This is a genomic window from Herbaspirillum sp. GW822-FHT03A08 (assembly GCF_058801885.1).
Genome location: NZ_JBXANR010000002.1, coordinates 665827 through 685275, shown reverse-complemented (window position 1 = coordinate 685275; position 19449 = coordinate 665827). Strand labels below are relative to the sequence as shown.

Genomic DNA, 19449 nt, shown 5'->3' with positions numbered 1-19449 from the left:
GCCCTCTCGCTTATTCAAACTCGTCCAACTCGTTGACTGCCTGCTTAGCTGAACATCAGCGCCGTCAGCAAGAAGTCCAATCCCAGCACCATCAGCGACGCAATCACCACGGTGCGCGTCGTTGCCCGCGCAACGCCTTCAGGCGTCGGCTTGGCCTCATATCCTTGATAGAGAGCAACAAAGGTTACCGCAATACCGAAAACCACGCTCTTGAGCACGCCGTTGGCAATGTCGTTCCACACATCCACGCCGCCCTGCATCTGCGACCAGAATGCACCTTCGTCAACGCCGATCATGAGCACACCAACAATATAACCACCGATCACACCGACAGCACTAAAAATCGCCGCCAGTACGGGCATGGCAACAACACCCGCCCAGAACCGCGGTGCAATCACGCGCTGCAAAGGATCGACTGCCATCATTTCCATCGCGGAGAGTTGCTCGCCCGCCTTCATCAAACCGATTTCCGCTGTCAGCGACGTGCCGGCGCGACCGGCGAACAGCAAAGCCGTTACCACCGGGCCGAGCTCACGCGTCAGCGACAAGGCCACCAGCAAGCCCAGCGCCTGTTCGGAACCGTATTTGTTCAGCGTGTAGTAACCCTGCAAACCCAGCACGAAACCGACGAACAAGCCGGAGACTGCAATGATCACCAGCGAATAGTTGCCGATGAAGTGGATCTGATCGGTGATCAGGCGCGGACGGCGCCACAGGCCGCCGGACGAACGCACCACCGTCCAGAACATGCGCGCGGCAAAACCGAGTCCAAGCACGAACTCGCGCAGCGTGCGGCCGATTGCAGCGAAGAAATCGAGAATCATTGCTGCCCTCCCAGCCCGACGTCCTCTGCCAGCGAGCGGCCCGGATAGTGAAACGGCACCGGGCCATCAGCCTCGGCGTGCACGAATTGCTTGACGTAAGGATCCTGCGAAGCGCGCATCTCGTCGGGCGTGCCTTGCGCCACGATTTTGCCTTCCGACAGGAAGTAGACGTAATCGGCGATCCCGAACGACTCATTGACGTCGTGCGACACCAGGATTGAAGTCGAGCCGAGCGCATCGTTGAGCTTGCGAATCAGGTTGGCGGTCACGCCCATGGAAATCGGATCGAGGCCGGCGAACGGCTCGTCGTACATGATCAGCGCCGGGTCCAGCGCGATGGCGCGCGCCAGCGCCACACGGCGCGCCATGCCGCCGGAAATCTCAGCAGGCTTCAGGCGAGCGGCATTGCGCAGGCCGACCGCATTGAGTTTGAGCAGCACCAGATCGCGGATCAGCTCTTCCGGCAGATTGGTATGTTCATGCAGCGGAAAGGCGACGTTGTCGAACACCGTCATATCGGTAAACAGGGCGCCATTTTGAAACAGCATGCCCATCTTGCGGCGCAGCAGATAGAGGCCGGAAGTATTCAGGTCTGGTACATTTTGGTCGTCCACGGTCAGGCTGCCCGATTGCGGCCGCAACTGGCCGCCGATCAGACGCAGGATCGTGGTTTTACCGGAACCGGAACCGCCCATGACGGCGATCACTTTTCCACGCGGGAAGTCCATGCGGAGGCCCGACAAGATCGGACGGTCCCCATAACCAAAGTGTAAGTCTCGGATTTCTACGATGTTAGGCAAGACGGATACCAAGAATTCTCCAAAGGCGACATTGTAGAGCAAAAAGAACAATTGCTTTTGACCGGGCCATAGCGAGTGTAAATACAAACCAACGCCAGACCGGTCTTTTAACACACAGAAACAAATTGGAAACACTTCAACGCACCAATCCTGGTGCGTTGCGGCATTCTTGCCATGTTTTTGGCAAATTCCCCGACCATCGCCCGCGCCTTGCAAAAGCTGTCGCCCGTCGACGGCCAAACCGCGCCTAAAGCTATAGTTAGGCGGCCCGACTTGCTACAATACCGCTTTTGATTAAGAAAGAATTTTGTCATGAGCCTCAAATGCGGCATCGTGGGCCTGCCCAACGTCGGTAAATCGACCCTCTTCAATGCCCTGACCAAAGCGGGCATCCCCGCTGAAAACTATCCGTTCTGCACCATCGAACCGAACGTCGGCATGGTCGAAGTGCCCGATCCGCGCTTGCAGGCACTGGCAGAAATCGTCAAACCGGAACGTATCCTTTCGGCAACAGTGGAATTCGTCGACATCGCGGGCCTGGTGGCTGGCGCCTCCAAAGGCGAAGGCCTGGGCAACCAGTTCCTGTCGCACATCCGCGAAACCGACGCCATCGTCAACGTGGTGCGCTGCTTTGAGGATCCGAACGTGATTCACGTCTCCGGCAAGGTCAGTCCGCTCGACGACATCGCCGTGATCCAGACCGAACTGGCGCTGGCCGACATGGGCACCGTCGAAAAAGCCATCCACCGCGAACAGAAAAAAGCCCGCTCGGGCGACAAGGACGCCGCCAAGCTGGTCGCCCTGCTGGAACGCATCATGCCTGCGCTGGATGACGCAAAACCGGTACGCGCGCTCGGTCTGGACGCGGAAGAAATGGCGCTGATCAAGCCGCTGTGCCTGATCACGGCCAAGCCGGCCATGTATGTCGCCAACGTCTCCGACACTGGTTTCACCGACAATCCGCTGCTGGACCAGTTGACCGCCTACGCCAAGGAACAGGGCGCACCGATCGTCGCCATCTGCGCCGCCATCGAGTCGGAAATCGCCGATCTCGACGACGCCGACAAGACCGAATTCCTGGCAGACATGGGCATGGAAGAGCCGGGCCTGGATCGTCTGATCCGCGCCGGTTTCAAACTGCTCGGCCTGCAAACCTACTTCACCGCAGGCGTCAAGGAAGTGCGCGCCTGGACCGTGCCGGTCGGCGCCACCGGTCCGCAAGCCGCCGGCGTGATCCACACCGACTTCGAACGCGGCTTCATCCGCGCGCAAACCATCGCTTACGAAGACTACATCGCCTTCAAGGGCGAAGCAGGCGCCAAGGAAGCCGGCAAGATGCGCGCTGAAGGCAAGGAATACATCGTCAAGGATGGCGATGTCATGAACTTCCTGTTCAACGTTTAAGCCTTTAACGTCCGGTCGACGTCGGCCGGGTTAAAAGGACGAAAAAAGAGCCGGATGAGAAATCATGCGGCTCTTTTCATTTCCTGCGCCAGATCAGTCCGCTGTATGCGGCACCAGAAAACGTGCGCACAGATAACTGCCGACACCCATCACCGCGATGACCCAGCCCATCGGCGCGGGCGTACCATTGGCAAAGACGCCGACCAGCGCCGAACCCAGAATGCCGGTGCCGTACTGAATCGCACCAACCAGCGCCGACACCGATCCCGCGCGCTCAGGAAAGCAGGCCAGCGCACCGGCGATGGAATTGGCGACAATGAAGCCGGTCACGCCAACAAACAGGAACAATGGCACCACCAATCCCGCCAGGCCGCCCCATCCAGTGGCCGCATCCAACGCCAGCCACAGCCCCGAAAGCGCAGTTACCGCAGTGCCGCCGCGCAGCAGACGGTCGCCGCCGATTCGATGCACCAGCCTTGAGTTCAGCATATTGGTGGCCATGATGCCGATAATGCCGCCGCCAAACAGCACGCCGTAAAACTGCGGCGACACATGGTGATAGGTGATGTATGCGAACGGTGTTCCGGCAAGATAGGCGTAGATGCCGCCATAGAAAAATCCACCCGCGCCGGCATAGCCGAGCACGCGGCGATGACGCAGAAATTCGCCATAGCGCACGATCGCGCGGCGTAGCGGTTCCTGTACGCGGCGCGAAGCAGGCAAGGTCTCCGGCAGCCTGAACAAAGCCACCAGGGTGATGGCGCCGACACCGACCAGCGTCCAGAAAATCGCGCGCCAGGATGACCATTGCAGAATCTGTCCGCCCAGGGCCGGCCCCACCAACGGCGCAATTGCCGTCACCGTCATCAGCGTCGACATCATCTGCGCCGCGCGATGGCCGGAATACAGATCTCGCACCATAGCGCGCGCAAGCACCACGCTGGCGCACGCGCCGATTGCCTGCACCGCGCGCCAGCCGATGATCATGTCTGCGGTGGTCGACATCGCGCAGCCGGCCGAGCCGATAATGAACAGCACCAGTCCCATCGCCACCGGCAGCCGCCGGCCGTAGCGATCGCCGACCGGCCCCCAGACCAGTTGCCCCAGGCTGAAACCGACCAGATAACCGGACAGCGTCCACTCCAGCTTGCCGGCGTCGGCATGCAAGGCAAGCTCCATCGCCGGCAAGGCGGGCAGATAAAGGTCGGTAGAGATCGAAGCGAAAGCCATCAGCGCACTCAGGATCGCAAGAATGTGCCAACTGTGGCTGGCCGCTTCCTGCTGCAAGGCAGCCGCAGTGCCAGTGACGGGTGCGGCGACAGAGGTGGCGGGTTGATTCAAAGACATGATCGCTTTCAGGATGGCGCACAAAACAATCCGAGGCACACCGGATTGCCGGTGCGCCTCGGACGGAGTAATACTGGCTATGGCTGAACTAGCCAAGAGATTTCCAGACGGATACGCAATTATCCACCGATCCTCGCATTGCTGCAGAGACACTAAATAATGACCTGCGGCAACCGCCCTTTCCGCTGACGCCGCATCCCGCGAACTGCTGGTAAAATCGCGCTCTCCATTCATTCCCGGGCTTCAATGCCGCGCCGGACGCAAACCGTCCAACTCTGCGGCAATGCACGCATCCCGGCCATTCCAGCAGCAACGATATGAGCAAGCCAAACGCACGATCAGCAGGTCAGCAAAAAAACAAGGCCAAGGGTGACGCTCCGGCCGCCGACCTCGCGCCGGAAATCCGTCCCGGCCAGTCGATCGAGCTGCTCAAGGAGCTGCACATCCTGACGCGCGACGGCAAGCTGAATCAGGACAGCCGCCGCAAGTTGAAGCAGGTCTATCACCTGTATCAGTTCATCGAACCGCTGCTGCAGGAAATCCGCAGCCAGCATCCCGACGTCAGTGTGGTCGATCATGGCGCCGGCAAGTCTTATCTCGGCTTCATTCTGTACGATCTGTTCTTCAAATCGCTGGAAGGCGCGTCGCGCATCTACGGCATCGAAACCCGTGAAGAACTGGTCCAGAAGTCAACCGAACTGGCAAAACGCCTCGGCTTCCCCGGCATGTCCTTCCTCAACCTGTCGGTGGCCGACTCGATCGAATCCTCCGCCCTGCCGGAACAGATCGATGTAGTCACCGCCTTGCACGCCTGCGACACCGCCACCGACGACGCCATCCACTTCGCCCTGAAAAAGCGCGCGCAGTTCATGGTGCTGGTGCCTTGCTGCCAGGCCGAAGTCGCCTCGGTGCTCAATCGCAACAAAGGCAAGTCGCTGGGCCGCACGTCGCTGACCGAACTGTGGCGCCATCCGCTGCACACGCGCGAATTCGGCAGCCAGGTCACTAACGTGTTGCGTTGTTTGCAACTGGAAGCGCACGGCTATCAGGTCAGCGTCACCGAACTGGTCGGCTGGGAACACTCGATGAAAAACGAACTGATCATCGCCCGCTACAAGGACCTGCCGCGCAAACGCCCGACCGAACGCCTGCAGGAAGTCCTGCAATCGCTCGGACTGGAAGAAATGGGCGAACGATTTTTTACCGGCCTGTCGCCATCCGCAGCGCAGTAATGGTAAGCTTGTGCGCCCTCGTGATGCCGACTCAATACGGCACCGCGGGCAACAGGGAACGTGGAGCAATACGCACCATGTTAGGGAAAAAAGAACGGCTGCAAGACCGGATCAAAGATGAAAAGCGCTGTCGACACTCAAGCACTGATCGAAGAGAATCAGCAGTTGCATGCTGAGATGCAGGATCTACTGGAACAAGCGCGCATCAACCAGCAGATCATGCAGCGCCACCAGGCATTCGACCTGCGCCTGATCGGCTCCGGCGAATTTCGCGACCTGATTGAAACGGTATCCCTGCTGATGCCAAACACCTTCAATCTGGAAATCGTCACCCTCACCTTGATCGACCACGATTTCGATATCCGCCGCATCCTGCAGGACCTGCAGATCGGCCTGGATGAATATCCCAATTTACTGTTCCACGTCGAAGGCAGCACGCCGCTGCCGCAGGATAAGCCGACGCTGGGCGCCTACGATCCGGCGCTGCACAAGCCCTTGTTCCCGAGTTATCAGCCCGCCAGCGTCGCGGTGCTGCCGCTCATGCGCCATCAGAACCCGATCGGCTGCCTGGCGCTGGGCAGCGCCCACGAAGGACGTTTTACCGGCAACCTGGCGACCGACTTCATCGAACGCCTGGCCTCGGTGGTCGCCATCTGCCTCGAAAACGTCATCAACAACGAGCGCCTGAAACACATCGGCCTGACCGACCCGCTGACCGGCGTCAACAACCGCCGCTACATCGAACAACGCATGCAGGAAGAAATCGGCCGCGCCCAGCGTGAACGTTCGGCCCTGTCCTGTCTGTTCATCGACATCGATCATTTCAAGCGCGTCAACGACAAGTTCGGCCATCAAAGCGGAGACGACGTGTTGCGCGAAGTGGCGACACGGATCAAGAAAGAATTGCGCCTGAGCGACTCGCTCGGTCGTTACGGCGGCGAAGAATTCATCGTGCTGCTGACGCAGGCCACCGTGCAAGACGCCGCCCGCATCGCCGAGCGCATCCGCGCCAGCGTGGCGCAGCAAGCGATCCTGATCGCCGGCGCCGACGAAGCCTTGAAGATCACCGTCTCCATCGGCGCCGCCGCACAAACCCCGCCGGACCGCAGCGTCCCCGCCGACATCGCGCGCCAGAAGCTGGTCGCGCGCGCCGACGAAGCGCTCTACCGCGCCAAGGAAAGCGGCCGCAACCGCGTCGTGCTTGCGGACTAACGCAGTATCAATGCCCTGACGGCAGCGCCCGCTTGTCGCGGATCAACCATGGCGTGGCGATGATCAAGGCGCCGCCGATGAAATCCTGCACGCGCAATTCCGCCGCACCCATCCACCACGCCGATGCCGCAGCAACAATGATTTCCACCAGCATCACAACCGCCGTGATATTGACCGGCAGACGCGCCACGCCGTATTGCAGACACAGGTTGGAAATCATGAACAGCACCGACCACAAGGCCAGTGTCGGCACCGACGGTGTGCCGATGGAAACCGGCCACGTAATCACGCCCGTCACTGCGAGCGCAGCACCCAACACCAGCGACAGTACCGCACCGCCGCCCAGCATCGCAATCGAACGCGCGCCATCGGCCACGCCGTGCAAGCGGCGCAGCATCACATTGCTGAAAGCAAAACTCAAACCGCCAAGCAAGGCCACCCAGTCCGCCAGATCATGCGGCAAGGGCACGCCGATGGATGGCTGATACAACACGATCAGCGCGCCCAGCAGTCCCAGCGCAATCCGCATCACGGCAGGCTTGGTGATCGGCTCGTGCAGCACCAGGCGCGCCAGAATCACAGCCCAGATCGGCATCAGATAAAACAGCAATACCACGCGCACCACATCGCCAAAGGCCACGGCGCCGTTGAACGCGATGTTATTGACGCCGGACGCCACCGCGACGTACAGCAGTTCGGGATGCTTGCGCAGCTCGGCGATGGATTTGCGTTTGAGCAGTAATAGCCAGATCGTGCAGAACGAAAAAATGATCGCCGTCGACCAGATCGGATGGATACCCTGCTGCTGCAAGGCTTTGAAAGCGATCCAGGACAAGCCCCAGATGGTCGTGTTGACGAGCAAAGCACCGACGGCCCGCGGCGGAATAGGTTGCATGGAGTCCTGCAGAAAAGAAAACGCGACCGTCATTGTAATCGGGCCGCGCTGTTCTCGATTTACGCTGCAGAAATACTCTATATCACGTAGAACCCATGCGTACCGTCGCGGCCGAGCTGCTCGACCAGGCCGAATTCCCAATCGAGATAGGCCTGCATGGCAGACGCCGGATTGTCTGTGCCTTCGTACGGCCGGCGGTAGCGATCGATGCGCGGCGAGGCCAGCGCGGTTTCGCCGGTCTCGATCGGTAAGCCGGCAGCCTTCCAGCCGTTGTCGCCGCCTTCCAGTAAGAACACCGGCTTGTCAGTGAGCGCAGCCAGATCGCCGATCACATACGCGGCCAGTAAGCTGCTGCCGCACGTAACGACATAACGCTCAGCGGAAGGCAAGTTTGCCAGCGCCTGCGGCAACTGCGAACGCAAGGCAAACCATGCGCCGGGAATATGTTGTCTGACGTAATTGGCGCTGGTGGCAAAATCGACAACGATGGTGCCGTCCTTGCGCTCCAGCCAGGTCGCCAGAGTCTGTGGCGATATCTTTTCCGATTGCGGCGCCGGTGGCAATTCACGCTTGGACGGGCCTTGTTCCGAAAATTGCGGCGCCGTCACGCCGTCGAGCACATACACTTCCCACGCCATCTGCGCCAGCCACGATGCCGTCATGTTGGCGCGCACGCCATCGTCATCGGCCAGCACGATCCGGGCGCCGCGCACGGTGGCGTTGGATTCGGTTTCTTGCACCAGTTGTCCGCCGGGCGCACTGAGGAAGCCCGGCAGATGACCGGCCTCGTACTCTTGCGGCGTACGCACGTCGAACTGATAAGTGGTGCGTGCGGTGTCTGCACGAAAAGTCTGCAAACCTGCCTGGTCGAGCCGCTTGACGCCCGCGCGATCGGCTACTGCGCGCGCATCGGCGGCGGCCTGTACGCGCGTCTCTGCCGTCACATCGACCGGAAACTGACGGCTGTTGCCGTGCTCCAGCTTTTGCCCCGCCAGCGCCCAGCCGATCGTGCCGTTGCGCAACGCGTGCACCTGATTCGGAATGCCGGCATTGACCAGCGATTGCGTGCCGATGATGCTGCGCGTGCGGCCGGCGCAATTGACGATGACGCGGGTGTTCGGATCCGGCGCCAGCTCGCGTACGCGCAGCACCAGTTCGGCGCCCGGCACACTGACCGAAGTCGGGATATTCATGTTCTGGTATTCATCGAAGCGGCGCGCGTCCAGCACGACCACATCTTCTTTGGCATCGAGCAAAGCCTTGACTTCTTCTGCGGACAGAGACGGCGTGTGGCGCTTGCTTTCCACCAGTTCGCCGAAGGATTTGCTGGGCACGTTGACATCCTGGAACAGCTCGCCGCCGGCCGCCTTCCAGCCGCTGACGCCACCGTCCAGAATACTGACGTTGGTGTAACCGAGCGCGATAAAACGGGCGGCGGATTGTTGCGCCAGACCTTCGCCGTCATCGAGTACGACGATGGCGGTGTCGCGGCGCGGAATGCGCGCATAGGCCAGCAGCTCCAGATGCGAGAACGGCAAATTGGCGGCGAACAGCGGATGCGCTTCGGCGTGCGGCGCTTCTTCACGCACGTCGAGCAGCGCGACTTCACGGCGCGCCAGAAGATCTTCACGGACTTGCTGAAAACTGCGGACGGGAATGCTCATGCTGCTCATCTTGTTTTCGTCTCCAGGGACAGATCCCAAATATTAGGTAAGGTCGTGTTCGAATAACCCGAAATGAATTCCTTGCGCGTGCCGTCCGGCTGATACACCGATCGATGCACCGCGCCGATGTTGGCGCCATACACGTGGATGCTGATCGATACCTTGTCATCATAGGCATTGCGCACGCGATGGATATCGTCGAGACCTTCCACATGCGGCGATACCGCTTCCACCATGCCGGGCGTCAATTGTATCGGCTCTCCGAAAGGCAGGAGCGCATCGGTATTTTTATCCTGTCGATAGGATTGCGAATATTCCGAACCGCGCAGCATCCCGATCAGCCCCCACACGGTATGGTCGTGCACCGGCGTTTGCTGACCCGGCCCCCAGACAAAACTCACCACCGAAAACCGCTGCGCCGAATCGACGTGCAACAGGTATTGGCGATAACGCTCAGGATCAGGCTGGGCAAAGGCTTCCGGTAGCCAGTCGTCGACGGCGACCAGCTCGCGCAGGAGCGATGAACCTTCTCTGATAATGTCGGCTTCGCCGGACTCTCGCTCCAGCAAGGCGGCAAACGAGGTGACGAAATGGCGAAGACGCTGATGATTGGGCATGGCTGTTTTCTCGCAGGCGACCATCCAGGCGCAGCCGATTCAGCCTGCACGGGAATCAGCCGCAGAACGGCGAAAGAAATGATGAAAGAAACGACGAACGATGATCATACCGCGCCGGGACAGCGCAGCAGAAATACGAACTACCTATAAGCAAACAGGATTTTCTTATGACGCGGCATGAACGCAGCGCACAGGGAGTAACAACTCAGCAAATAACTCAGGCCTTGGCCCCGGCCTGCAGGGTTTCGTACTTGACCATCAGTTGTTCTTTGGATTCGCGCCAGGCAGGATCGAAGGGGATGCAGGCGACCGGGCAGACTTGCTGGCACTGCGGCTCGTCGAAATGACCGACGCATTCGGTGCATTTGCCGGGGTCGATTTCGTAGATCTGCGGCCCCATGTAGATCGCTTCGTTCGGGCACTCAGGCTCGCAGACGTCGCAGTTAATGCAATCATCAGTGATCATCAGTGCCATAAATTACTCCGCTCTCTTCTCAACCAAACTGCCTCGCCCGCAAAGGATGCAGACAAGGCTATCACCAATCAGCTACAGATCCATCTTCGCCATCTTTTCCTTCAGCCATTTTTCGACCGACGGAAATACAAACTTCGACACGTCGCCGCCCAGCAGGGCGATTTCGCGCACGATGGTGCCCGATATGAATTGATATTGGTCCGACGGCGTCAGAAACAAGGTTTCCACGTCGGGCAACAGATAACGATTCATGCCGGCCATCTGGAATTCGTATTCGAAGTCCGATACCGCGCGCAGGCCGCGCACGATCACGCGGGCATTGTTTTGCCGCACGAAATCCTTGAGCAGGCCGGAAAAACTTTCCACCTGGACATTTGGGTAATGTCCCAATATTTCATTTGCTATCGAGAGGCGCTCCTCGAGGGAGAAAAACGGCTTCTTGTTTTTGCTGTCCGCTACGCCTACGACCAACTTGTCAAACAATCCCGATGCGCGTCTTACCAGATCTTCATGGCCACGTGTCAACGGATCGAATGTTCCCGGATAAACTGCTGTTACCATCAGGGTCTCTCCTCACCAGCTAAGCAATCAGAACGCGCATTATGCCTGAATTAACTGATATTTTTGCGCTGCAATAAGTGATAAAACACCACGCCGGCCTTATCGGCACGAACAACTTCCCAGGCCGCCATCCACTCCGGCAACTCTTCGCCCTCTAATGAGTGTTCGGATTCGACGTACATCAGCCCCTGGTTGGCCAACAGCTGCTCGCATATCGGCATGATTTTCGCCAACCAGTTTTGATGATACGGCGGATCGGCGAAGATGAGCTTAAATCCGTTGGCAGGTGTGGCGCGCGTGCTCAATCCCTGCAACAACGCGAGCGCATCGCCGCGCTGTATCTCGACTTGCGCCGCCTGTAATTTTTCTTTGTTGGCCTCAAGCTGGCGTACTGCGGGTGTGTGATTTTCCACCATCACCACGCGCTGCGCGCCGCGGCTGGCGGCTTCGAAGCCGAGCGCACCGGAACCTGCGAACAGATCGAGGCACGTCACATGCTCCCAGTCGCCGTCGATCAGATGCGTCAGCCAGTTGAATACGGTTTCACGCACGCGGTCCGGCGTCGGCCGCAGGCCTTCAGCGTCCAGCACCGGCAGCGGCGTGCGTTTCCACTGGCCGCCGATGATGCGAACCTGATGCGCACTGCGGCTGTGTGCCGCAACGCCATGTTTTCTTACAGTCTTGCTCATATTTTATTTTGCCTCGCCTACCACGACAGTCGTGAATTGATCGGGCGCAATTTTACGCTTGAAGGCATCGCGAATCTGCGCGATCGTGACTTTGCCGATATTGGCCGTCCAGGTGTCGAGATAATCCAACGGCAAGCCGTAGTAACCGATCACCGCCAGGTTGTCGAGAATCTTGCGGTTGTTGTCGATACGCAAGGCGAAGCCGCCGACCAGATTGTCCTTGGCGGCCTTCAGCTCGGCCGCCGCCGGACCGTCCCGAAGATAAGTCGCCAGCGTGCTGCGCACTACGCCGAGCGCTTCGTTGGTCTGTTCCTGCTTGGTCTGCAAGCCGATCTGGAACGGTCCCTTTTGCGCCAGCGGCGAAAAATAGCTGTAAACGCTGTAGCTCAACGCCCGCTTCTCGCGCACTTCGTTCGTCAGACGCGACACAAACCCGCCGCCGCCGAGGATGTAGTTGCCGACTGTCAGCGCGAAGAAATCCGGATCGCCGCGCACCAGCGCCGGCATGCCGATCAGGATGTGCGATTGCGATGCCGGATGCGCGATGCGCTGCTCCGTCGCCTTGCCTGCCGGCACGTCGGGCAAGGCCGGCAGTGCAACGCCTTGCGGCAATTGCTGCGTCAGGCGCTGTGCCATCTGATCTGCCTGCGCCCGCGTGACGTCTCCGATCATGGCGATGACGGCGCGGTTGGCGACGTAATGCGCACGGTGAAAATTCACCAGATCATCGCGCGTGATGGCGGCGACCGAGGCTTCGCTTTCCTGGCGCGCGTAGGGGTGCTCACCATACAGCGCAGCCCAGAACGCTTTGCTGGCGATATCTTCGGCTTTGGTTTGCGATTCCCTGACGTCAGCGATGGTGCGCGCCTGGTCGCGGGCGAACAAGTCTGCCGGAAAACTCGGTTGCGCCAGGATGCGTGCCAACAGGCCTGTTGCGGCATCGCGCTCGGCGGCACTCGACAACATGCGCAAGGTGACACCGGCGCGATCGAGGCTGGCGCCGCCGCCGCGCTGTGCGGCAACGTCGGCGAATCCATCCAGAATCTGCGCTTCCGTCAAGGCCGGCACATCGCCGGCGGCAGCCGTGCCGCGTGTCAGCATGGCATTGGTCAGCGACGCCAGCCCGGATTTTTCAGCCGGATCACGCCGCGTGCCGGCGTCGAATTCAACGCTGAGATCGAGCATGGGAATGGCATGGTTTTCGACGAACAGCACGCGCGCACCATTGGGCAAAGACCACGACTGAATCTGCAAAGCGGCCTGCGCGTGCGTCGCAAAGCAAGCGAGCAGAGTCGCACAAACCAGGCAATATTTTTTCATCTTGATGCTGACTGTATGAATGTACAAATCATGGAAACCGTCGTCACTGCGGCGGCATGGTGATCGCCGACACGGCGGGAGCGGGAATCGGCCTGCCTTCTACCCAGTCGATGATCGGCTGCCACTGCTCGATGTCGCGCTGTACCCGCGACGGTGCAATATCCCACAGCGTCAATCCGTGTGCAGCCAGTTGCACGTAATTCTGCGTGTCGCGCAGATAGCTCAGCACCGGCAGGTTCAGGCCTTCGATGAAGCGGTGCAGCTGATCAGCCGAACGGGTGCGCGCATCGACGCGCATGCCGACGATGCCGACATCGATCTCGCCTTGCCGCACGGCTTTTTCTTCCGCCAGGCGACGCAGGAAATCCTGTGTCGCAAGGATGTCGAAAATCGATGGCTGCAAGGGCACGATCACCTTGTCGGCCATTTTGAGGACATCGTTCAGACGCCATCCATGCAAACCGGCCGGCGTATCCAGCACCACGTGCGTGGTGCCTTTGGGCGGTTTGGCGATGTAGTCTTCGCTGATTTCCCAGGTAGCGATCTGCGTCGCTGCCGGCGGCCGGATATTGAGCCAGGCGCGCGCCGATTGCTGGCGGTCGATATCGCCCAGCAGCACACCATGCCCGCGACTGGCGAAATAGCCGGCCAGATTGGTGGAAAGAGTACTTTTACCTACGCCGCCTTTAGGGTTCGCAACGACGATCACTGGCATGTTTTTCCTCCATAAGAGTGCAACGCTCGGTCAGATTTTGGGGCAGTACCGCTCACCGCAGCGGACCCGGCGGCGGTCCCGGCTTCTTGCCTGACAAAGGCAAGGGCTCCAGCGTGGCCACGGTCAGCTTGTCGTCTGTGAAATACTTTTGCGCGACCGCCTGCACTTGCTGCGGCGTCACGGATTTCAGCTTGTCGACGATGCGGTCGATATTCTTGTGCGACAGGCCGGACATTTCCATCACGCCGATTTCCATGGCCTGGCCGAAGATGGAGTCGCGCTTGTAAATCTGTGAGGCGATCAGTTGCGTCTTCACGCGCTGCAGCTCTTGCTCGGACACGCCGTCGTTGGCGACGCGCGTGACTTCGGCGCGCAACAGTGTTTCCAGTTGTGCGGTGGTGGTGCCGGCCGCCGGACTGCCTTCCAGCGTGAACAGCGTCGGGCCGCGCGAGATGTCGTCATAACCTGCGCCGACGCTGTTGGCGACCTTGTCGGTACGCACCAGCTTGTCATTCAGGCGCGCATTGTCATAACCATCCAGCACCGCCGACAGTACGTCCAGCGCGTAGGCTTCCTGGTCCTTTTCGACATCGCGCAGCGTCGGCACTTTGAAAGCCAGGATGACATAGGGATTTTCTGCCGGCGCCTTGACTGTGACACGGCGCAGGCCATGTTGCTCAGGTTCGTTTTGCGGTTTGCCGCGCACGATGGTTTTAGCGGGAATGCTGCCGAAATACTTCTCGGCCATCGCCGCCACCTTGTCGGCGCTGACGTCGCCGCTGATCACCAGCGTGGCGTTGTTGGGCGCGTACCAACGGCGATACCAGGCTTCGATATCGGCGATGGTCATGTTCTGCAGGTCGTCCATCCAGCCGACCACCGGATGATGATAGGGATGTGCGACGAAGGCGGCGGCGTGCAGCGCTTCATTCATCAGGCCTTGCGGCTGATCATCGGTGCGCCAGCGGCGCTCTTCCATGACGACGCGGATTTCCTTGGCAAACTCGTTCTTGTCGAACTGCAAATTGCGCATGCGATCGGCTTCCAGCGCCATGACCGCTTCCAGGCGGGTGTGCTCGACTTGCTGGAAATAGGCGGTGTAATCGCGATTGGTGAAGGCGTTCTCACGGCCGCCCAGTTCGGCGACCAGGCGGCTGAATTCGCCGGTTTTGTGCTTTTTGGTGCCCTTGAACATCATGTGCTCAAGCGCGTGGGCGATGCCGGTGGTGCCGTTGGTTTCGTCGATGGAGCCAACCTTGTACCAGACCATCTGCACTGCCGTGGGTGCGCGATGGTCTTCCTTGACGATCACTTTCATGCCGTTTCGGAGCGTAAACTCCGAGGCGACCGATGGCGCGGACTGGGCCAGCGCGGCAGGTCCCGGGGCCGCCAGGCAGCCAAATAACAAACCGGTCGACAGGATTGCGCTGATCTTCAATTTCATTCGCTGTGCTCTGATAGAATGCGGGGGCTAGCCAAGGAGTGCCCGGACGGCAATATTCCGGGCCAATTGTACCTTGTTCATCGCGTTTTCCTTCCCGGAAACGCCCTCATCCGACACCGCAGCCACATTCGACGAATCAGCCCAGCATCCGATGTTTAGTTTCTTCAAGAAAAAGCCCCAGCCAGAACCCATCGTCGCCAAGGAAGCCGCGCCCGCTGCCACTGTTCTCGCCGCTCCTGTCGCCGCTCCAATCGTTACGGCAACACCCGAGACACCGGCGCCGGCGCCAGTATCTGCGCCTGTCGCTGAAGAAATCGTCGAAGCCGCAGCGCCGTCACCGGAAGCCAAACGTTCCTGGCTGGCTCGCCTTAAAAGCGGCCTGTCCAAGACCTCCAGCAACCTGACCACGCTGTTCATCGGCGCCAAGATCGGCGACGACCTCTACGAAGAGCTGGAATCCGCCCTGCTGGTCTCGGACGCCGGCGTCGAAGCCACCCAGTTCCTGCTCGATTCGCTCAAGAAAAAGGTCAGGGACGAAAAACTGACCGAAGCCGACCAGGTACGCCAGGCGCTGCGCGCGCTGCTGATCGACATGCTGCGCCCGCTGCAGAAGCCGCTGGTGCTGGGCCGCCACCAACCGCTGGTGATGATGATCGCGGGCGTCAACGGCGCCGGCAAGACCACCACCATCGGCAAGCTGGCCAAGCATTTGCAGGCGCACGACCAATCGGTGCTGCTGGCCGCCGGCGACACCTTCCGCGCGGCCGCCCGCGAACAACTGACGATCTGGGGCGAGCGCAACAACATCACCGTGATTTCGCAGGAATCCGGCGATCCGGCCGCCGTCGCCTACGACGCCGTGCATTCGGCCACAGCGCGCGGCACCAACGTCGTGATGGTCGACACCGCCGGCCGCCTGCCGACACAATTGCATCTGATGGACGAACTGAAGAAGATCAAACGCGTCATCGGCAAGGGCATGGACACCGCGCCGCACGAAGTACTGCTGGTCATCGACGGCAATACCGGCCAAAATGCGTTGGCGCAGGTCAAGGCTTTCGACGATGCGCTCGGCCTGACCGGGCTGGTCGTGACCAAGCTGGACGGCACCGCCAAAGGCGGCATTCTGGCGGCGATCGCCAAGACCCGTCCGGTGCCGCTGTACTTCATCGGCGTGGGTGAAAAGATCGACGACCTGCAAGCTTTCGATGCCGAAGAATTCGTAGATGCATTGTTAAATTAATAATTATACAAAGCTGAAATACGCCAAAAAGAAAAGATCAGACAACCGACGATGATTGAATTCGCCAAGGTCTCCAAACAATACTCGCGCGATGTGTTCGCCTTGCGCGACATCACGCTGTCGGTGCAAAAGGGCGAATTGCTGTTCCTCGCCGGCCCGTCCGGCGCCGGCAAATCCACCTTGCTGAAAATGATCGCCGCCATGGAGCGCCCCAGCAGCGGCACGCTCAGCGTCAACGGCCAGAGCATCAATGCCATCAAGCCCTCCGGCATGCCATATCTGCGCCGCAACCTCGGCCTGATCTTCCAGCAACAGCGCCTGTTGCAGGACCGCAGCATCCTCGCCAACGTGATGCTGCCGCTGATCGTGACCGGCGCCGCCCGCTCGGACGCCGAAAAACGCGCCCGCGCTGCACTGGACAAGGTCGACCTGCTCGATAAGGCTGCCTCCGGTCCGCAAGAACTCTCCGGCGGCGAACAGCAGCGCGTCGCGATTGCCCGCGCCATCGTCAACCGCCCGCAAATCATCCTGGCCGACGAGCCTACCGCCAATCTCGACCGCGACAACGCCAACAAGGTGCTGGCCGCGCTGAAGTCCTTCCATGGCGTCGGCGTGACTTGCCTGATCTCCACCCATGACGAGCAATACCTGACCGGCGCCGACCGCATCGTCTACCTGGACCGCGGCCGCATCGTCGACGGCTGGCACAACGGCGTCAGCCATCCGGTGGAGATTTCGCAATGAACTGGCTGCGCCAACATTTCTTCGCCTTCGCCGATGCCTTCAGCCACCTGCTGCGCTCGCCGGGCAATTTCGTGCTCAACGTGCTGGTGGTCTCGATTGCGCTGGCGCTGCCCTTCGCCGGCCTGACCGTGCTGGAAAACGTGCGACCGGTGTCGGAACAGCTCGCCGTCGAGCCGGAAATCAGCATCTTCCTGAAAATGGACGTCTCACGCGACAAGGCCACGGCTCTCAGTACGACCATCAACGGCATCCTGCAAAGCAGCGGCAGCACCGCCAAGGTGGAGTTCACGCCGCGCGAAAAAGCCTTCGACTCGCTCAAAAGCAAGACCGGCCTCAACGACGTGCTGGCGACGCTGGGGTCAAATCCATTGCCGGACAGTTATGTCCTGAAACTTTCGGGATTCCAGAACGCCATGGACGCCGGACGCGTCGACGACATCGCGCAGAAGCTGAAGGCCATGCCCGGCGTCGACACGGTGCAGATCGACTCGGCCTGGGTCAAGCGTCTGGCGGCACTGCTGCGCATTTTGCGGCTGGTATTGATGTTCCTGGGCATCACGCTGGGCGCGGTAGTGGTTGCTGTGGTGTTTAATACCATTCGCCTGCAAGTCATGACGCAGTACGAGGAAATCGAGGTTTCACGGCTGCTGGGTGCGACCAACGCTTTTATCCATCGTCCGTTCTATTACACCGGCGCGCTGCTGGGACTATGCGCTGGCGGTCTGGCGCTGGGCCTGGTGGTGCTGGCGTTGCAGCCGCTGAATATGGCCATCACCGATTTCGCCCGCCTGTACGCCTCGGAATTCCGCCTGGCGCCGCCGAGCATCGAAGCCATCGCCTTCCTGCTGGGCGCGAGCGCCTTGCTCGGCTTGTTCGGCGCCATGTTGTCGGTCAAACGGCATCTGTCCCGTCTGACCTGACTGCGTTCCTCCTGGCTTCCGCTTTCATGAAGGCGGTAATTTCTCGATAGAAATTACCGCCTTATTTCATTGTTGCCTTGCAAAAATTGTTACAGCTTTCTCCTTGAAAGTAGCAACTTTAGCCCTCAGATTCCCTCTAATTCTTGCGATGAAAGCCAATTGCATCAAAAGCAACCATAGAAATTAGCTATTCCTTCCTTCCAGATTCGTTATTAGCACTCCCTTGGAAGGAGTGCTAGAATAGTTGATAGAAATACTCCAGCTTTAAGGCATTGCTGTATTTACGTACCATCGTTACGCATCGCTTCCTCATTTAGGAACCAAGGAGAATCAATGAAATCAGCTACTGCACTCATGCCCGTCGAGACCAATGCGCTTGCGCTCGGCTTCTCCGGCAGCCTGGGCAATATTGACGCCTACATTTCGGCCGTCAATCGCCTGCCTATGCTGACGCAGGCTGAAGAAGTTTCGCTCGCGCAAAGTCTGCGTGACAAGAATGACCTCGCTGCAGCGCAAAAACTGGTGCTGTCGCACTTGCGCCTGGTGGTCTCGATCGCCCGCGGCTATCTGGGCTACGGCCTGCCGCACGCCGACCTCATTCAAGAAGGCAATATCGGCCTGATGAAGGCGGTCAAACGCTTCGATCCGGATCAAAACGTGCGTCTGGTGTCGTACGCGATGCACTGGATCAAGGCCGAGATGCACGAGTACATCCTGAAGAACTGGCGTCTGGTCAAAGTGGCGACCACCAAGGCCCAACGCAAGCTGTTCTTCAATCTGCGCAGCCACAAGGAAGGTCTGGACGCCATGACGCCGGCGCAAGTCGACGCGCTGGCCAAGACACTGGACGTCAAGCGTGAAGAAGTCATCGAGATGGAAACCCGCCTGTCCGGCCGCGACGTTGCACTGGAAGCGCCGACCGACGACGAAGACGACAAATTCGCGCCGATCGCTTACCTGTCCTCGGACAACAGCGAACCGACCCGCGTGATGGAAGCCAAGCAATACGACCGTCTGCAGTCGGAAGGTCTGGAAGCCGCCTTGAGCAAGCTGGATGACCGTTCACGCCGCATCGTGGAAGCACGCTGGCTGGCCAACGACGACGGCAGCGGCGCTACGCTGCACGAACTGGCTGATGAATTCGGCGTGTCTGCCGAACGTATTCGCCAGATCGAAGCAGTTGCCTTGAAGAAGATGAAGGGTGCGCTGCAGGCGTTTTCCTGATCTGCAAAAGTAGTCGGTAGTAATGAAAAAGGCGCTCAAAGAGCGCCTTTTCTTTTGTTTGCCATCTTTGCGACCATCTGCCGATCTGCATCGGGCCGCTGCTGCATTAGCACAGCGGC

General features: G+C 59.8%; 19 protein-coding genes. 7 read left to right on the top strand and 12 right to left on the bottom strand.

The genetic code is table 11. The annotated features are described in order from the left end of the window. Positions 1–44 precede the first annotated feature (44 nt). Together mlaE and AC1RN6_RS08195 are read right to left on the bottom strand one after the other, a co-directional pair. Positions 45–824, bottom strand: coding sequence for a lipid asymmetry maintenance ABC transporter permease subunit MlaE (gene mlaE / locus AC1RN6_RS08200; RefSeq protein ID WP_493004462.1), 780 nt, complete (start codon positions 822–824; stop codon positions 45–47). Beyond that, complete coding sequence (locus AC1RN6_RS08195; protein WP_493004460.1) at positions 821–1624, bottom strand: ABC transporter ATP-binding protein; 804 nt, start codon at positions 1622–1624, stop codon at positions 821–823. Before AC1RN6_RS08195 ends, mlaE begins: the two co-directional genes overlap by 4 nt. Positions 1625–1936: 312 nt before the next feature. Here AC1RN6_RS08195 and ychF point away from each other — a divergent pair, with 312 nt between their 5' ends. Next, positions 1937–3028 carry a redox-regulated ATPase YchF gene (gene ychF, locus AC1RN6_RS08190; RefSeq protein ID WP_493004458.1) on the top strand — a complete coding sequence of 364 codons (1092 nt, stop codon included), beginning with the start codon at positions 1937–1939 and terminating at the stop codon, positions 3026–3028. A gap of 93 nt (positions 3029–3121) precedes the next feature. Here ychF and AC1RN6_RS08185 read toward each other — a convergent pair whose 3' ends face one another. Further along, a complete protein-coding gene (locus AC1RN6_RS08185) occupies positions 3122–4375 on the bottom strand; it encodes a Bcr/CflA family multidrug efflux MFS transporter (protein ID WP_493004456.1) in 1254 nt (417 codons plus the stop codon). Between the two features lie 317 nt (positions 4376–4692). Between AC1RN6_RS08185 and AC1RN6_RS08180 the strand changes: the two genes are divergently transcribed. Both AC1RN6_RS08180 and AC1RN6_RS08175 read left to right on the top strand, forming a co-directional pair. After that, positions 4693–5607, top strand: coding sequence for a class I SAM-dependent methyltransferase (locus AC1RN6_RS08180; protein ID WP_493004454.1), 915 nt, complete (start codon positions 4693–4695; stop codon positions 5605–5607). A gap of 117 nt (positions 5608–5724) precedes the next feature. Continuing rightward, complete coding sequence (locus AC1RN6_RS08175) at positions 5725–6819, top strand: GGDEF domain-containing protein (RefSeq protein ID WP_493004452.1); 1095 nt, start codon at positions 5725–5727, stop codon at positions 6817–6819. 7 nt (positions 6820–6826) lie between these two features. Here the strand turns inward: AC1RN6_RS08175 and AC1RN6_RS08170 are convergent, their stop codons facing one another. From AC1RN6_RS08170 to AC1RN6_RS08130, 9 genes are all read right to left on the bottom strand, one after another. Next, positions 6827–7714, bottom strand: a complete 888-nt coding sequence (locus AC1RN6_RS08170) for a DMT family transporter (RefSeq protein WP_493004450.1) — start codon at positions 7712–7714, stop codon at positions 6827–6829. Positions 7715–7791: 77 nt separating this feature from the next. Next, positions 7792–9378, bottom strand: a complete 1587-nt coding sequence (locus AC1RN6_RS08165) for a rhodanese-related sulfurtransferase (RefSeq protein WP_493004449.1) — start codon at positions 9376–9378, stop codon at positions 7792–7794. Between the two features lie 5 nt (positions 9379–9383). Then, complete coding sequence (locus AC1RN6_RS08160) at positions 9384–9995, bottom strand: cysteine dioxygenase family protein (protein ID WP_493004447.1); 612 nt, start codon at positions 9993–9995, stop codon at positions 9384–9386. Positions 9996–10212: 217 nt separating this feature from the next. Beyond that, the gene (locus tag AC1RN6_RS08155; RefSeq protein WP_493004445.1) at positions 10213–10470 is read right to left on the bottom strand and encodes a YfhL family 4Fe-4S dicluster ferredoxin; all 258 of its coding nucleotides are present in this window, start codon (positions 10468–10470) and stop codon (positions 10213–10215) included. A gap of 72 nt (positions 10471–10542) precedes the next feature. Beyond that, positions 10543–11031 (bottom strand): pantetheine-phosphate adenylyltransferase, encoded by a 489-nt coding sequence (coaD, locus tag AC1RN6_RS08150; RefSeq protein ID WP_029363547.1) that lies wholly within the window; start codon positions 11029–11031, stop codon positions 10543–10545. A gap of 50 nt (positions 11032–11081) precedes the next feature. Continuing rightward, the gene (gene rsmD / locus AC1RN6_RS08145) at positions 11082–11720 is read right to left on the bottom strand and encodes a 16S rRNA (guanine(966)-N(2))-methyltransferase RsmD (protein WP_493004443.1); all 639 of its coding nucleotides are present in this window, start codon (positions 11718–11720) and stop codon (positions 11082–11084) included. A 3-nt stretch (positions 11721–11723) separates the two neighbouring features. Next, positions 11724–13040 (bottom strand): M16 family metallopeptidase, encoded by a 1317-nt coding sequence (locus AC1RN6_RS08140; protein WP_493004749.1) that lies wholly within the window; start codon positions 13038–13040, stop codon positions 11724–11726. Positions 13041–13083: 43 nt separating this feature from the next. Further along, on the bottom strand, positions 13084–13755 hold the full coding sequence (locus AC1RN6_RS08135) for a nucleotide-binding protein (protein ID WP_493004442.1): 672 nt from the start codon (positions 13753–13755) through the stop codon (positions 13084–13086). 52 nt (positions 13756–13807) lie between these two features. Continuing rightward, complete coding sequence (locus AC1RN6_RS08130) at positions 13808–15199, bottom strand: M16 family metallopeptidase (protein ID WP_493004441.1); 1392 nt, start codon at positions 15197–15199, stop codon at positions 13808–13810. A gap of 151 nt (positions 15200–15350) precedes the next feature. On the opposite strand from AC1RN6_RS08130, the gene ftsY reads away from it, so the two are divergent. From ftsY to rpoH, 4 genes are all read left to right on the top strand, one after another. Continuing rightward, entirely contained in the window at positions 15351–16442 is a 1092-nt protein-coding gene (ftsY, locus tag AC1RN6_RS08125) for a signal recognition particle-docking protein FtsY (RefSeq protein ID WP_493004439.1), read from the top strand. Positions 16443–16493: 51 nt separating this feature from the next. Continuing rightward, the gene (locus AC1RN6_RS08120) at positions 16494–17186 is read left to right on the top strand and encodes a cell division ATP-binding protein FtsE (RefSeq protein ID WP_493004438.1); all 693 of its coding nucleotides are present in this window, start codon (positions 16494–16496) and stop codon (positions 17184–17186) included. Further along, positions 17183–18106 carry a permease-like cell division protein FtsX gene (gene ftsX / locus AC1RN6_RS08115; protein ID WP_493004437.1) on the top strand — a complete coding sequence of 308 codons (924 nt, stop codon included), beginning with the start codon at positions 17183–17185 and terminating at the stop codon, positions 18104–18106. Before AC1RN6_RS08120 ends, ftsX begins: the two co-directional genes overlap by 4 nt. Before the next feature lie 333 nt (positions 18107–18439). Continuing rightward, positions 18440–19330 carry an RNA polymerase sigma factor RpoH gene (gene rpoH / locus AC1RN6_RS08110; RefSeq protein WP_050476444.1) on the top strand — a complete coding sequence of 297 codons (891 nt, stop codon included), beginning with the start codon at positions 18440–18442 and terminating at the stop codon, positions 19328–19330. Positions 19331–19449 lie beyond the last annotated feature (119 nt).

Excerpts from the sequence above, each read along its gene's own strand:
- rsmD (WP_493004443.1), bottom strand. The coding sequence starts at position 11,720 with ATGAGCAAGACTGTAAGAAAACATGGCGTTGCGGCACACAGCCGCAGT.
- ftsY (WP_493004439.1), top strand. The coding sequence starts at position 15,351 with ATGTTTAGTTTCTTCAAGAAAAAGCCCCAGCCAGAACCCATCGTCGCC.
- AC1RN6_RS08170 (WP_493004450.1), bottom strand. The coding sequence starts at position 7,714 with ATGCAACCTATTCCGCCGCGGGCCGTCGGTGCTTTGCTCGTCAACACG.
- AC1RN6_RS08135 (WP_493004442.1), bottom strand. The coding sequence starts at position 13,755 with ATGCCAGTGATCGTCGTTGCGAACCCTAAAGGCGGCGTAGGTAAAAGT.
- AC1RN6_RS08160 (WP_493004447.1), bottom strand. The coding sequence starts at position 9,995 with ATGCCCAATCATCAGCGTCTTCGCCATTTCGTCACCTCGTTTGCCGCC.
- AC1RN6_RS08185 (WP_493004456.1), bottom strand. The coding sequence starts at position 4,375 with ATGTCTTTGAATCAACCCGCCACCTCTGTCGCCGCACCCGTCACTGGC.
- AC1RN6_RS08155 (WP_493004445.1), bottom strand. The coding sequence starts at position 10,470 with ATGGCACTGATGATCACTGATGATTGCATTAACTGCGACGTCTGCGAG.
- rpoH (WP_050476444.1), top strand. The coding sequence starts at position 18,440 with ATGAAATCAGCTACTGCACTCATGCCCGTCGAGACCAATGCGCTTGCG.
- AC1RN6_RS08175 (WP_493004452.1), top strand. The coding sequence starts at position 5,725 with ATGAAAAGCGCTGTCGACACTCAAGCACTGATCGAAGAGAATCAGCAG.
- ftsX (WP_493004437.1), top strand. The coding sequence starts at position 17,183 with ATGAACTGGCTGCGCCAACATTTCTTCGCCTTCGCCGATGCCTTCAGC.
- AC1RN6_RS08180 (WP_493004454.1), top strand. The coding sequence starts at position 4,693 with ATGAGCAAGCCAAACGCACGATCAGCAGGTCAGCAAAAAAACAAGGCC.
- AC1RN6_RS08130 (WP_493004441.1), bottom strand. The coding sequence starts at position 15,199 with ATGAAATTGAAGATCAGCGCAATCCTGTCGACCGGTTTGTTATTTGGC.
- coaD (WP_029363547.1), bottom strand. The coding sequence starts at position 11,031 with ATGGTAACAGCAGTTTATCCGGGAACATTCGATCCGTTGACACGTGGC.
- AC1RN6_RS08140 (WP_493004749.1), bottom strand. The coding sequence starts at position 13,040 with ATGAAAAAATATTGCCTGGTTTGTGCGACTCTGCTCGCTTGCTTTGCG.
- AC1RN6_RS08165 (WP_493004449.1), bottom strand. The coding sequence starts at position 9,378 with ATGAGCATTCCCGTCCGCAGTTTTCAGCAAGTCCGTGAAGATCTTCTG.
- ychF (WP_493004458.1), top strand. The coding sequence starts at position 1,937 with ATGAGCCTCAAATGCGGCATCGTGGGCCTGCCCAACGTCGGTAAATCG.
- AC1RN6_RS08120 (WP_493004438.1), top strand. The coding sequence starts at position 16,494 with ATGATTGAATTCGCCAAGGTCTCCAAACAATACTCGCGCGATGTGTTC.
- mlaE (WP_493004462.1), bottom strand. The coding sequence starts at position 824 with ATGATTCTCGATTTCTTCGCTGCAATCGGCCGCACGCTGCGCGAGTTC.